The organism is Moraxella ovis (genome assembly GCF_900453105.1).
Lineage (GTDB): Bacteria > Pseudomonadota > Gammaproteobacteria > Pseudomonadales > Moraxellaceae > Moraxella > Moraxella ovis.
Genome location: NZ_UGPW01000001.1, coordinates 2,145,244 through 2,158,833, shown reverse-complemented (window position 1 = coordinate 2,158,833; position 13,590 = coordinate 2,145,244). Strand labels below are relative to the sequence as shown.

Sequence of the window (13,590 nt, the reverse complement as noted above, 5' to 3'; positions counted from 1 at the left end):
TTGTTAAAAATTCTATTTAAGTGAAAATTTGCATGTACTTTTATTCCTTCAAATATCCTAATATTTTATGAAGGCAGGTTTTGGCACGGCAAGCAATTTGCGAATGCAGTTTAAGGCTCGTTTTGGTGTCAGTCCGCAAAGTTTTAGGAAAAGTTTTGGGGGCTAGCTGACTGGTAAGAATTTTAATCATCAAATTTAAATATCTGCCAAAATCGGTTACAATACTTTAATTTTATCGATTCATAAAAGAACAATGACCAACTACACCACCCAAAACCTAGAAGTCCTAGAAGGGCTAGAACCCGTCCGCCGTCGCCCGGGGATGTACACCGACACCACACGCCCCAACCACCTTGCCCAAGAAGTCATTGACAACTCGGTGGACGAGGCGTTGGCAGGACATGCCAAGCACATTACCGTAACCTTGCACGCTGACGGCTCGCTGTCGGTACTTGATGATGGACGGGGTATGCCCACCGACATTCACCCTGAATTTAATCAGTCGGGCGTGGAGCTCATCTTGACACGCCTGCACGCAGGGGGCAAATTTAGCACGGACAATTATGCCATTAGTGGCGGTCTGCATGGCGTGGGTATCAGCGTGGTTAATGCTTTATCTAAGCGTGTGGACGTGGTGGTGTGGCGAGACGGCACGCAGTATCAGATGAGTTTTGAGAATGGCGTACCGACAACGTCCCTAACCCATGAGCCGTCCCCTAATAAGAAAAAACGTGGCACACAGGTGCGATTTTGGGTGGATGAGCAGTATTTTGACAATCCCAAATTCTCAATTAAATCTTTAAAACACAACCTAAAAGCCAAAGCCGTGCTATCGGCAGGGTTAAAAATTGACTTTGTGAGCGAGCCCGAACCGTCCGACAGTGAAAGCTGGCAATACACAGACGGCGTGGTGCAGTATTTGACCGAACAGCTTGGCGAGCTTGCCATTATCCCTGAGGTGCCATTTTATTTTAGCCAAGAACCAACAGGGGGCGAACGTGGTGGAGCGACTTTTGCCATAGCGTGGCTACCAGAATCAGGTACGCCCATCACGGAAAGCTATGTAAACCTTATCCCTACCGCACAAGGCGGTACGCACGTCAATGGGCTACGCACAGGCATTACGGACGCACTGCGTGAGTTTTGTGAAATTCATAGCCTACTACCCAGAAACGTCCGCCTAACCGCCGATGACGTGTGGGACGGGGTTAATTATATTTTGTCCTTAAAATTTGCCGAACCACAGTTTAGCGGTCAAACCAAAGAACGTCTGTCAAGCCGTGAAGCATCTCCGCTGGTGCAAACCCTTGCCAAAGACGCATTTAGTCTATGGCTAAATGCCCACCCCGACACCGCCAAAGCCATAGCCGAGCTTGCCATCAGTAAAGCAGGCAAACGGCTCAAATCCGCCCAAAAAGTCGCCCGCAAAAAAATCACCCAAGGCCCTGCCTTACCAGGTAAATTAGCCGATTGTAAGGGCGAATTTAAGGACGGAGCGGAGCTGTTTTTGGTGGAGGGCGACAGTGCAGGCGGGTCTGCCAAACAAGCCCGAGACCGCCATTTTCAGGCGATACTACCCCTGCGTGGCAAAATCCTAAACACATGGGAGGTTTCACACGACACCGTATTATCCAGCCAAGAGATACACGACATCGCCATTGCCATAGGCGTAGACCCAGCGTCTGATGACTTATCCGAATTACGCTATGACAAAATCTGTATCCTAGCGGACGCAGACTCGGACGGCTTACACATTGCCACGCTAATTTGTGCGTTGTTTGTCAAGCATTTTCGTTCACTTGTGGAAGCAGGGCATTTATTTGTCGCCATGCCCCCACTGTATCGCATTGACATTGGCAAGGACGTGCATTATGCCTTGGACGATGATGAATTGAACGCCATTTTGAAAAAAACCAAATCCAAAGGCAAACCGCAAATCACCCGCTTTAAGGGCTTGGGCGAGATGAACCCCGACCATTTGCGTGAGACGACCATGAACCCTGATACTCGCCGTTTGGTACAGCTTGACATTGATGATTTTACTTCGACAAGTGGCGTGATGGATATGCTACTTGCCAAAAAACGAGCGTCCGACCGTAAGGCGTGGCTAGAACGCAAGGGCGATTTGGCGGATTTGGCGGTGTAAGATGCAGCCGTTATCCTATGCTGATCTTGGCGATCTTGTACCCAAAAGGGGTGGTAAAATTACCCCAAAGATAGCACGCTTATTTAATCGGCTCACAGGTTGGCGAACCGTGGGCCAGATACCGAACATCGATCAGGCTGTGGTAATCGGTGCGCCGCACACCTCCAACTTAGATGGCGTGTACGCGCTGCCGCTACTGGTCGAACTTGGTGTGGATATTAAGATATTGGCAAAAAAAGAGCTGTTCGGAGTGCCAATTCTATCGCAGTTCCTGACGTGGGCAGGGGTCATGCCCATCGATAGAGGCAAGAAAGGTTCGGTGCTTCAAGCGAATATTGACCGCTTCGCCACCAAAGAGCCGCTATTTCTAGGGCTGGCACCAGAAGGAACCCGAATGCGCACGGACAAATGGAAAACGGGATTTTATTATCTGGCGGTGGGCGCAGGCGTGCCAATCATTCCTGCGGCGCTTGATTATCGCACGAAGACGCTGCAATTTTTGCCGCCGTTCTACCCGACGGGCGATATTGAGCAAGACCTGCCAAAAATTTATGCCTACTTTCAAGACATCACCCCAAAACACCCGCATCATTTCAACCTGCCTTTATAATAATACACTTGTAAACCCAAATTTAAAATACAATCAAGTGGCTTGCTAAGAACTGGTAAATCCATTATAGTATTCTATATCCATTTTAGGAGTGTTTATGAAACGCGTTGCCTTAACTTGTGCGCTTGGGTAGTTTTGTTGTCTGGTTGTGCGACGTCATCTTTGATTGATGATACACGTACCACCCAGGCCCAAAACAAAAGAACCACACTGATCGACGATCGCGTTGTGGCGTTCGGTAGCCCTGCGGCTAATTCAGGCGTGGCATCGAGCTCGGTGGTTATCGTTGGTGAAAAATAAAGCTACGTCCTAACTGAAGGCGGCACGAAGCTTGTCAATCTGCTTACCAAGCTAGAGCCTAAGAACATCACCGTTGATAATGCATTGGAATTTTATTCTGCCAATAACGACGGTAAATTCGCGGGCACGATGAAGTTATCCTATGCGCGCCTACAAGACGAGTTTAAGCGTAGCGACATGCAGTTCTTCATCCAAAATGGTGCAAAAGAATGCACAAGCGAGAGCGATACTCGCATGAACGCACAGCGTTTTTGCTTTGATGTACCACTAAAAGGTGCGGTATATCCGCAGGTCAGCAACTTCGATCTGGTGTGCTCGCAGTTCCGTCCGCTGACTCGTCCTTATAGCGTGTCGATTTATACGAATACCCAAACAACCACGAATAGTGGTCGTACAGGCGCTGAGAAATTGGTATTATTGCCTTTTGCGCTTGCCTTTGATGTGGTGACGCTCCCTGTTCAGGTATTGGGCGCGTTGTAATTGAGCATCAGCCGCCGCAACATAATGAATTTTAAGGATTTATGATGACGATAGAACCTTGGCATTGGTTGGTATTTGGCGTGATCTTGGTGATCGCTGAGATGTTTGTGCCGACTTTCTTTATGTTGTGGTTTGGGGCGGCAGCGATTATTGTGGCGCTGCTGTCTTGGCTATTAGGTCTGTCTGTGACGGTATCGGTGTTGCTGTGGTTGGTGTTGTCGGTGCTATTTTGTGCCCTGTGGTTTAAATTTATTCAGCCACGCATCAAGAATCGCACCAAGGCAGGGCTTGGCGGCGCAACCATCATTGGTGAGATTGGCATCATCATCGAGCCTACAGACGGCACTCGTGGCAAGATTCGCTTCAACATACCACAGCTTGGTTCAAGCGAGTGGATGTGTCGCACTCATGACGATGAAGTTATCGCGGTGGGTGAGCGTGCCGTGGTGAAGCGCATTGTCGGCAATGAGCTGTTTGTCGGTAAGCGCTAAGCAATAGTTCCACGTGGAACACTAATTATGATAATAAAAAGATAGGATGGAGAGATGTTTGAATTCGGCAGTGTGTTGATTGTATTGATTATTTTTGTGGTATTTACCATCTTTAAAGGGGTGCGTATGGTATCACAAGGCGAAAAATGGATCGTACAGCGACTGGGTAAATACCATCAGACGCTAGAACCGGGGCTTAATTTTATCATTCCTTATGTTGATAGTGTCGCCTATAAAGTCACCACCAAAGACATCGTGCTGGACGTGCCAAGCCAAGAAGTCATCACCCGCGATAACGTCGTCATTATCGCCAATGCGGTGGCGTACATCAATATCGTTCAGCCTGCGCATGCGGTGTACGGCATCGAGGATTATGAGCATGGTATTCGCAATCTGGTGCAGACTTCCTTGCGTTCGATCATCGGTGAGATGGACTTGGACAATGCTTTATCGAGCCGAGATCAGATCAAAGCACAACTCAAACACGCCATCTCTGACGACATCAGCGACTGGGGCATCACCCTAAAAACCGTCGAAATCCAAGACATCAAACCATCACCCACCATGCAAATGGCGATGGAAGAGCAGGCAGCAGCAGAGCGTCAGCGCCGTGCCATGGTTACGCGCGCCGACGGTCAAAAACAAGCGGCAATCTTAGAAGCAGATGGTCGTCTTGAGGCGTCACGCCGTGATGCTGAGGCTCAGGTGGTCCTAGCACGTGGTTCAGAAGAGTCAATTCGTCTAATCTCATCTGCGATGGATGGCAAAGAGATGCCTGTGGTCTATCTATTAGGTGAGCAGTACATTAAGGCAATGAACGAGATGGCACAATCGGACAATGCTAAAACCGTTGTACTGCCTGCCGACATTCTAAACACTGTTAAGGGTTTGGTGGGCGATAAACTTAAATCTTAATGCCAAAAGTTATCTGATTTTGGATTTTAATTTTATCGCAGCTAAACAAAATGACCACAGGGTAGCCCTTGTGGCCATTTTTAATTCTTGATTAATTAGGGCTATTTGTTTGCAGCCACTTCATCATAGTATCGCTGTGCACCAGGATGTAGCGGTGCGATGAGGTTTTGCTGTGCGTTTTCAACCTGAATGCCGTTGGCGGCCTGATGGGCGTTTTGAAGTTTGTTTAGGTTTTTAAATAAAGCCTTGGTTAATGTATAGACGTCATCGTCACTTAGGTCGCTGCGCACCACGAGCGTGTTTAAGATGGCGGCTGTTGGTATGTCCTCGTCATTACCGTACATGCCTTTGGGGATCGTCTCAGTCACAAAGAAAGTCTTGGTTTTGGCGACTTCGGTCAGCTTATCGGTAGGGATGGCGATGAGCTTTAGATCAAAGCCTTGCTGCAATTCCATCAAGGATGAATTGGGCATGCCACTGGTAAAAAATGCTGCATCCAATTTGCCTGATTTTAACCCATCGGCCGCTTCAGCAAAGCCAAGATAATCAGGTCTGATGTCTTTATAAGTAATCCCAAAGCCCTCAAGCAACGTTCGTGTGGACAGCTCCACGCCTGAACCGTGTGCACCGACAGCAATGCGCTTACCACGAAGGTCTTCGATGGAGCTGATGTTGCTTTTGCTGGATGCGACGATCTGCACGTAGTTCGGGTATAGCGCTGCGACTGAGCGTACATTTTCCACTTTCTTCTGGAAGCTGCCCACGCCCATCACGGCATCATTGAGCGAGTCGTTCATCACGAACGCCATCTCAAGTTTCTTTTGATCGATCAAATTAAGATTCTCAACAGATGCGCCTGTGGTTTGGGTCTTTGAATTGACGCCAAACTTTTGGGCGTATAATTCTGAGAGTGAAGTCCCGATGATGTTGAATGGACCAGATGCACCACCTGTGCCGATGGTCAAAAACTTGGTTTGCAATTGATCGGCGTTTTGGCTTTGGGCAGTTTGTGAGTTGGATTCGCCTTTTTCGCCTTGGCAAGCAGCAAGGCAGCAGGCAAATACAGCGACGGTGATAAGTTTGGTCATTAGTTTCATGATTAACTCCTTGTAAAATTCATAAAGCGATTTCATTGTAGCATTTAAAGTACGCTGTCATCAATCCTTGCGTAGATTCTCGATGATGCCTTGTTCCTGTAATGAATGTAATTGATCCTGATTGCAAAACGAAGCTAACACCTCAAAGGTATGCTCACCCAGCTGGGGCGGGGCAAGACGATAAGTCACGGGTGTGCCAGACAGGCGAATGGGCGACCCAATGGTTTTAAAGTCCTTATTGAGGTTATGCGGTATATTAACCACCATGCCCCGATGATGAATCTGCGGCTCATTAAGCGCCTCTTCGATATTATTAATCAACCCGACGGGGACTTTGGCGGCATGAATGCGATCAACCCAGTGTTCGGCATTTTGGGTCAAAAAATGCGCTGAGAGTTGTTCAATCAGCTCATCTCGATGCTTAACCCGATCTTGGTTTTTAAGGTATTTATCAGTACTAACAAGCTCGGGCAATCCAACCGCCAAACACAGATCGACGAACTGCTTGTCGTTGCCACAGGCGATGATGAATGATTTGTCTTTTGCCTTGAACGTCTGATAGGGCACGATGTTAGGGTGCTTGTTACCCATGCGTTTTGGTACATTGCCAGAGCTTAGATAATTCATGCCCTGATTGGCTAAGGTGGCGACCTGCACATCCAGAAGAGAAATATCAATATGCTGACCCTGCTGCGTGTGAGTCCGTGCCAGCAGTGCTGCCTGAATGGCGATCGTGGCATACAGCCCGGTCTGGATGTCCACGAGTGCCACACCGACTTTCTGCGGGCCGCCGCCTGCCACATCATCTGACTCACCGGTCACGCTCATTAGCCCCGACATGCCCTGAATGATAAAATCATAACCCGGCTCATCGGCTCTAGGACCGTCCTGCCCAAAGCCTGTGATTGAGCAATAAACAAGCTGTGGGTTAATTTGGCGCAATGAATCGTAGTCTAGGCTGTATTTTTTGAGGGAGTCGACTTTGTGGTTTTCGATGACCACATCCACGTCGTTGACGATGTCATGTATCAATGCCTGACCTTGAGGGTGGGTGATGTCGATGGCGATAGAGCGCTTATTTCGATTGGTGCATTGAAAATAGCCTGATTCACGGGTCTGATTGCCTTGGTTGTCAGGCATCCAAGGTGGCCCCCATGTGCGAGTATCATCACCATAGCATGGGCGCTCCACTTTAATGACATCAGCACCAAGATCTGCCAAAATCTGACTGCACCACGGCCCTGCCAGTACCCGACTTAGGTCGAGTACTTTAATCCCTTGTAATGCATGCATGGCAAGCTCCTTGCTGACTAATTACAGAACGCAGCGATGCCCGTCTGTGCCCGCCCTAGAATGAGCGCGTGGATGTCATGCGTGCCTTCGTAGGTATTCACCACCTCAAGGTTCACTAAGTGGCGCGCCACACCAAATTCATCGCTGATGCCGTTGCCACCCATCATGTCGCGTGCTGTTCGGGCGATGTCTAATGCCTTGCTGCAGTTATTGCGCTTGATAAGCGATGTTCCTTCGACCGCAGCGATGCCTTCATCTTTCATCCTCCCGAAGCGCAGCGCAACCTGTAGTCCTAAGGTAATCTCGGTTTGCATGTCGGCCAGTTTCTTTTGGATAAGCTGGTTAGCAGCCAGAGGACGACCGAATTGTTTGCGATCTAGTGTGTATTGACGTGCGGTGTGCCAACAGAATTCTGCCGCACCCATCGCACCCCAAGCGATACCATAGCGAGCGCTGTTAAGGCAGGTAAATGGACCTTTTAGGCCGCGAATGTCAGGAAAAGCATTCTCTTCGGGTACAAACACATTGTCCATCACGATCTCGCCTGTGATCGAGGCGCGCAGCCCAACCTTGCCATGAATGGCAGGCGCAGACAGACCTTCCCATCCTTTTTCTAGGATGAAGCCGCGAATGTCGCCTACCGCACCCGACTCAGAGACCTCCTTTGCCCAGACGACGAACACATCAGCGATCGGGCTGTTGGTGATCCACATTTTTGAGCCTGTTAGACGGTAGCCGCCATCGACTTTTTTGGCGCGTGTGATCATGCTGCCAGGGTCGGAGCCGTGATCTGGTTCGGTCAGACCAAAGCAGCCAATATATTCACCTGTGGCAAGTTTTGGTAGGTATTTTTGTTTTTGTGCTTCGGTGCCAAATTCATTAATAGGCACCATGACCAGAGAGCTTTGCACGCTTGCCATAGAGCGATAGCCAGAATCTATGCGTTCAATTTCACGAGCGATCAGACCATAGCTGACATAATTTAGCCCTGCACCGCCATATTGTTCGCCGATGGTAGGGCCTAATAGCCCAAGCTCGCCCATCTCACGAAATATGCTTTCGTCGGTTTTTTCGTGGCGGAACTGTTCTAGGACTCTGGGTTGTAATTTTGATTGACAGTAATCGTGCGCGACTTTTTGAATCATTCGCTCTTCTTCGGTGAGTTGCGCTTCTAATAAGAAAGGATCTTCCCAGTTGAATGTGACCTTTGTGCTAGCCATGTGTGCCTCCGATGCATTGATGAATATGAGATTGGAAGTTTTATAATATTGAGAAAACCGAAAAATTTCAAACGAGTAATTTTCATCAAGATATGATTTTTATGCATATCTTAAACGATAAAACCTAGTATTTACCCATTATTTTGACTAAAATACAAATAAATACTAGGTCTTTAGACATTGAAGATATTCTTGTATGTGTTTTTGGCATATCATTCATCGGACGAATTTATGAAGCGATCCATTCCTTCTTTGCAAAGCTTATTATGCTTTGAGGCAGTTGCCAAACATGGCAGCCACACACATGCGGCGCAGGCACTATTCATGACCCAAAGTGCGGTGTCTAGACAGGTGAAGCAGCTAGAAGAATACTTGGGTGTGGCGCTGTTTGCCAGAACCAGGCATGGCGTGGAGCTGACGACAGCAGGCAGAATGTATCTAAAGAGTGTCACTTCGCATCTACTAGGGCTTGAGCGATCAACAGTTGATTTGATGAATCATAAAGGCCTTGGCGGCGTTCTAAAATTAGGCGTGGTGCCGACGTTCGCGAACCGCTGGCTTTTGCCAAAGTTACACGACTTCAATGAGCGACATCCCAAGATTAATCTGCATCTAGAGACGAGCACGAAGCCTTTTTTGTTTAGTGAGAACATGTTCGATGCGGCAATTTTTGCAGGCACGCCGCAGCAGATTCGCCAATGGCCAGGGGTGCAGGCGCATCATCTGATGGATGAGTCGCTTGTGCTGGTGGCATCGCCTAAATTGCTGATCGAGCGTTTTGGAGAGTCGGTGATAGCGGCGAATGGCGAATGTGACTTGGCGGATAATGAACTGTCCAAAATGCCTCTATTGCAGCAGACGACCAGACCGACCATCTGGCAGGAATGGTTCTTGGCGAATCATATCGATCATTATAGTCCTTTTAGTGGGCAGCGATATGAGCTGTTCTCGATGTTGGCAGTGGCAGCAGCACAAGGAATGGGTATGGCACTGATCCCCAAGATGCTCATCGAGCAGGAGCTGCAATCAAGACAGCTCATTATTATATCCGATAAAACTTTGGACAGTCATCGAGCCTATTACATCGTGCACGCCAATCAAGACATCTCACCCATGGTGGATAGTTTTGTCAAATGGGTTAAATCCTATTTACAAAAAAGACCCAATACTATGGGTCTTTTCGTGGCTTAGTGATTGGCGCTCACCGCACCGCATTCATCTAGTATTGTCAAAATTTCATCGGTTCGCTCTTTTAATAGCTCTTTATCGCCTTTGGTTTCAATGTTTAGGCGAATGAGTGGCTCGGTGTTGGATGAGCGTAGATTAAATCGCCAGTTGCCAAAATCTAGGCTGAGTCCATCTAGGGTGTTTTTGGTAGGATTTGATGAATGGTATTTTTGCTCTAACAGCTCGCCGATTTCGCTGGCGGTTTTTTGTCCCAAGCGAAAATTTAGCTCGCCTGAACTTGGAAAATCATTGACATAGCCGTTTACAAGCTCGGATAAAGTTTTACCTGTTACTGATAACAGCTCAATCACCAGTAGCCACACAATCATGCCACTATCACAATAGGCAAAATCACGGAAGTAATGATGAGCCGACATTTCCCCGCCATAAATCGCCCCCGTCTCACGCATGACTTGCTTGATGAACGAATGTCCTGATTTACTGATGGCAGGTGTACCGCCATTTTGGGCGATGACGTTCTCGGTGTTATAAATCACTCGGGGGTCATAGACGATGCTCTCGCCTTGATGTTTTTTCAAAAACACTTCGGCAAGCATGCCCACGATGTATGAGCCTTCAATAAATCTCCCTTTTTCATCAAACAAAAAGCAACGGTCAAAATCGCCATCAAACGCCACACCAAAATCCGCCCCATGAGCGATGACCGCCTCCGATGTCGCTTTTTGGTTGGTGATAATCATGGGGTTGGGAATGCCGTTGGGGAATGAGCCGTCTGGGGTGTGATGAACTTTGATAAGCTCAATCTTATCACCCAAGCGTTTTTCAAGCTCATCAACCACAGGCCCTGCCGAACCGTTGCCACTGTTTACCACGATTTTTTTGGGGGTGAATTTAGTGGTGTTGGTAAAGCTCATGAGCTTGTCAATATAGGCGGTTTTGTCGGTGTTTAGGGTAACCCTGCCTTTGTCTGCCACCACAAATTCGCCACGCTCGGCAATGGCACGAATGTCCGCCAAGCCCGTATCGCCACTGATGGGGCGAGAGCTTTCACGCACCATTTTTAAGCCGTTATAGTTGATGGGGTTGTGGCTTGCGGTAACTTCAATGCCACCGATGGCATTGTAATGGCTTGTGGCAAAATACACTTCTTCGGTGCCAACCATCCCCAAATCAATCACGTCCACACCAGCGTCCGTGATGCCGTCAATGGCGGATTGTTTTAGGCTCTCACTAGACGGACGGATGTCCGAGCCGACCACGATGACGGGATTTTCTTTGCCGTCATTAAGATATTGGGCGAACGCTCGTCCGATACGGTAGGCGATGGCGTTGTCCAAATTAACATCAAGTTCGCCACGCACGTCATAGGCTTTAAAGCAAGAGATGGTGATGGGGTTAAAAGCGGTCATAAATTATCCTAAATATGAGCATGAAACAGCTTAATTTTATCATGATTTAGCCGTGGATATTGTGAAATTATTTAAATGCCAAAATAGAATAAGGCTTAACATTTTTTACCTATAAATTTTTATAAAAATTTGGTATGCTAACCGTGTAACATTTTAAACCGACAACCTTTAACAAGGGAAATTTTATGAACATTGCCAAAAACATCACCGACCTGATCGGTAACACACCCTTGGTAGAATTGAACCGCCTAACAGAAGGCTTGCCTGCTCGTGTCGTGGCAAAGCTAGAGTATTTTAACCCCGCAAGCTCGGTCAAAGACCGCATTGCCCTATCCATGATAAATGAAGCCGAAAAAGACGGGCTTATCAATAACGACACCGTTATCGTGGAAGCGACATCGGGTAATACAGGCATTGGGCTTGCCATGGTGTGTGCGTCCAAGGGTTATAAACTTGTCATCACCATGCCCGAGAGCATGAGCTTAGAACGCCGTGCTCTGCTGCGTGCGTATGGGGCAGAGCTTGTATTAACTCCTGCATCAGAAGGTATGGGCGGGGCGATTGCCAAGGCGAACGAACTTGCCAGTCAAGACGGCTATTTCATGCCACGCCAATTTGACAACCTAGCCAACCCAAAAATCCACCGTGAAACCACCGCCCTAGAAATCTGGAGAGACACAGACGGGCAAGTGGACATCGTGGTGGCAGGGATTGGCACGGGCGGTACGATTACAGGCGTGGGCGAAGTGTTAAAAGCCAAAAAAGACAGCGTACAAATCGTGGCGGTAGAGCCGTCTGATTCGCCTGTGTTTAGCGGTGGCGAAAAAGGAGCTCATAAATTGCAAGGGCTTGCCCCTGGTTTTGTGCCGAGCATTTTAAATACAGGCATTTATAACGAAGTCATCACGGTTGCCACCGAATCCGCCTTTGCTACCGCTCGCCAAATGGCAGAAAAAGAAGGTCTACTCGTGGGCATCAGTGCAGGGGCGGCGGTATGGTCAGCCCTGCAAGTGGCAAGCCGTCCTGAGAATGCTGGCAAGCTCATCGTGGTGGTGATTCCGTCATCGGGCGAGCGTTATTTATCTACAGCCTTGTTTGAAGATTTGGCTCAGTAACCCGCCTAAAATCGATGTGGAAAACCCCATTATCTAGTATAATGGGGTTTATTTTTGGATAATAATCATGACTCCAACCAATCAATTCTCTGACCTGTTAGCACTCATGGCACGCCTTCGCACCGATTGCCCGTGGGACGCCAAACAAACTAACGACAGCCTACAAAAATACGCCATCGAAGAAGTTTTTGAACTCATTGAAGCCATTGCAAGCGACGACAAAAGCCCCCTTGCCACCGATGACATCAAAGGAGAGCTTGGTGATGTGCTTTTGCAAATTGTCTTTCATGCCCATCTGTATGCCGAGCAAGGGCGGTTTGATATGGCGGACGTGATTTATACCTTACAAGAAAAACTCATCCGCAGACATCCCCATGTGTTTGACAAAGAAAATCTAAAAACAGACGAAGACGTCAAACGCCGTTGGGATGAGATTAAAGAGATTGAAAATCAAAACCGCCCAAAACGCCTATTATCCGATGTCAAGGCAGGTACGGCGTTAATGACCGCCCAAAACTTACAAAAACAGGCGAGTAAGGTTGGTTTTGATTGGGATAATTTAGGCGGTGTGTTGGAGAAGCTCCAAGAGGAGCTTGGCGAATTACAAGCAGAATTACCCACGCCTGATTTTAAGTATAAAACAGATAAATTGGATAAAACTCAAAAAGACAACATTGCAGGCGAGCTTGGCGATGTGCTGTTTGTCTTGACCAACCTTGCTCGGCATTTGGACATTGATGCTGAGATGGCTTTGCAAAATACCAATGCCAAATTTAAACGCCGATTTGCTTTTGTGGAAAAGTCGCTGATGGAGCAGGGCAAAACCTTTGAACAGAGTGATTTGGCAGAGATGGATAACTATTGGGATATGGCAAAAGATGCAGAAAATAAGTAGCTGTGCCATATTGCTATTGATGATGGTGATGCTACCGAGCTTCGCTCAAGTGCATTCTGTGGGCAATCGCTGCTACGCTGATGCTGTTAGTGCTTATCAGGCGATGAAAAATGAGCAAAGAAATACCAAGAAACTTGGCGAACGCATTAATATCAATACGGCGACCGCGAGTGATTTTTTGACATTGCAGGGGATTGGGGTGAATACGGCAGAGCGCATCATCAAGCATCGCACCCAAATAGGACGATTCCGTCACGTGGATGAGCTGATGCAAGTCAAAGGCATCGGGCAGGCGACGCTTGACAAAAATCGCCATCGACTAAGCGTTTCGGACTAAATTATCACAAAATGTGTGTTATGTTCGCTTTTTTTGACAATAACGGTTAAAATAGATGGTTTAAACATAGAAAATAAATTTACAGCCCACAGGG

Annotated in this window: 12 protein-coding genes and 1 pseudogene; 9 read left to right on the top strand and 4 right to left on the bottom strand. The window is 47.8% G+C overall.

All coding sequences use genetic code 11. From position 1 onward, the window contains the following. Nucleotides 1-253: 253 nt before the first annotated feature. The 5 genes and pseudogenes from parE (at nucleotide 254) to DYD54_RS10345 (ending at nucleotide 4,942) form a co-directional block, all read left to right on the top strand. The gene (gene parE, locus DYD54_RS10365) at nucleotides 254-2,146 is read left to right on the top strand and encodes a DNA topoisomerase IV subunit B (protein WP_063514817.1); all 1,893 of its coding nucleotides are present in this window, start codon (nucleotides 254-256) and stop codon (nucleotides 2,144-2,146) included. A gap of 1 nt (nucleotide 2,147) precedes the next feature. Continuing rightward, nucleotides 2,148-2,756 carry a lysophospholipid acyltransferase family protein gene (locus DYD54_RS10360; protein ID WP_063514816.1) on the top strand — a complete coding sequence of 203 codons (609 nt, stop codon included), beginning with the start codon at nucleotides 2,148-2,150 and terminating at the stop codon, nucleotides 2,754-2,756. A 117-nt stretch (nucleotides 2,757-2,873) separates the two neighbouring features. After that, nucleotides 2,874-3,536: pseudogene (locus DYD54_RS10355) on the top strand (YidX family protein). A gap of 44 nt (nucleotides 3,537-3,580) precedes the next feature. Then, a complete protein-coding gene (locus DYD54_RS10350; protein WP_063514815.1) occupies nucleotides 3,581-4,027 on the top strand; it encodes an NfeD family protein in 447 nt (148 codons plus the stop codon). 54 nt (nucleotides 4,028-4,081) lie between these two features. Then, on the top strand, nucleotides 4,082-4,942 hold the full coding sequence (locus DYD54_RS10345; protein WP_036366933.1) for an SPFH domain-containing protein: 861 nt from the start codon (nucleotides 4,082-4,084) through the stop codon (nucleotides 4,940-4,942). 101 nt (nucleotides 4,943-5,043) lie between these two features. Here DYD54_RS10345 and DYD54_RS10340 read toward each other — a convergent pair whose 3' ends face one another. The 3 genes from DYD54_RS10340 to DYD54_RS10330 are packed head-to-tail and all read right to left on the bottom strand — an operon-like array spanning nucleotide 5,044 to nucleotide 8,552. Then, entirely contained in the window at nucleotides 5,044-6,039 is a 996-nt protein-coding gene (locus DYD54_RS10340; RefSeq protein ID WP_063514814.1) for a TAXI family TRAP transporter solute-binding subunit, read from the bottom strand. Between the two features lie 60 nt (nucleotides 6,040-6,099). Then, nucleotides 6,100-7,332 carry a CaiB/BaiF CoA transferase family protein gene (locus DYD54_RS10335; protein WP_063514813.1) on the bottom strand — a complete coding sequence of 411 codons (1,233 nt, stop codon included), beginning with the start codon at nucleotides 7,330-7,332 and terminating at the stop codon, nucleotides 6,100-6,102. A gap of 17 nt (nucleotides 7,333-7,349) precedes the next feature. Continuing rightward, nucleotides 7,350-8,552, bottom strand: a complete 1,203-nt coding sequence (locus tag DYD54_RS10330) for an acyl-CoA dehydrogenase (protein WP_063514812.1) — start codon at nucleotides 8,550-8,552, stop codon at nucleotides 7,350-7,352. Between the two features lie 231 nt (nucleotides 8,553-8,783). Between DYD54_RS10330 and DYD54_RS10325 the strand changes: the two genes are divergently transcribed. Further along, nucleotides 8,784-9,743, top strand: coding sequence for a LysR substrate-binding domain-containing protein (locus DYD54_RS10325; RefSeq protein WP_063514811.1), 960 nt, complete (start codon nucleotides 8,784-8,786; stop codon nucleotides 9,741-9,743). On the opposite strand, the gene DYD54_RS10320 is transcribed toward DYD54_RS10325, so the two are convergent. Continuing rightward, nucleotides 9,740-11,149, bottom strand: coding sequence for a phosphohexomutase domain-containing protein (locus DYD54_RS10320; protein WP_063514810.1), 1,410 nt, complete (start codon nucleotides 11,147-11,149; stop codon nucleotides 9,740-9,742). The genes DYD54_RS10325 and DYD54_RS10320 overlap by 4 nt on opposite strands. Nucleotides 11,150-11,334: 185 nt before the next feature. On the opposite strand from DYD54_RS10320, the gene cysK reads away from it, so the two are divergent. The 3 genes from cysK (at nucleotide 11,335) to DYD54_RS10305 (ending at nucleotide 13,496) form a co-directional block, all read left to right on the top strand. After that, nucleotides 11,335-12,264, top strand: coding sequence for a cysteine synthase A (cysK, locus tag DYD54_RS10315; RefSeq protein WP_063514809.1), 930 nt, complete (start codon nucleotides 11,335-11,337; stop codon nucleotides 12,262-12,264). Between the two features lie 67 nt (nucleotides 12,265-12,331). Continuing rightward, the gene (mazG, locus tag DYD54_RS10310) at nucleotides 12,332-13,159 is read left to right on the top strand and encodes a nucleoside triphosphate pyrophosphohydrolase (protein WP_063514808.1); all 828 of its coding nucleotides are present in this window, start codon (nucleotides 12,332-12,334) and stop codon (nucleotides 13,157-13,159) included. Beyond that, nucleotides 13,143-13,496, top strand: a complete 354-nt coding sequence (locus tag DYD54_RS10305) for a ComEA family DNA-binding protein (RefSeq protein ID WP_063514807.1) — start codon at nucleotides 13,143-13,145, stop codon at nucleotides 13,494-13,496. The genes mazG and DYD54_RS10305 overlap by 17 nt, the downstream gene beginning before the upstream one ends. Nucleotides 13,497-13,590: the final 94 nt, after the last annotated feature.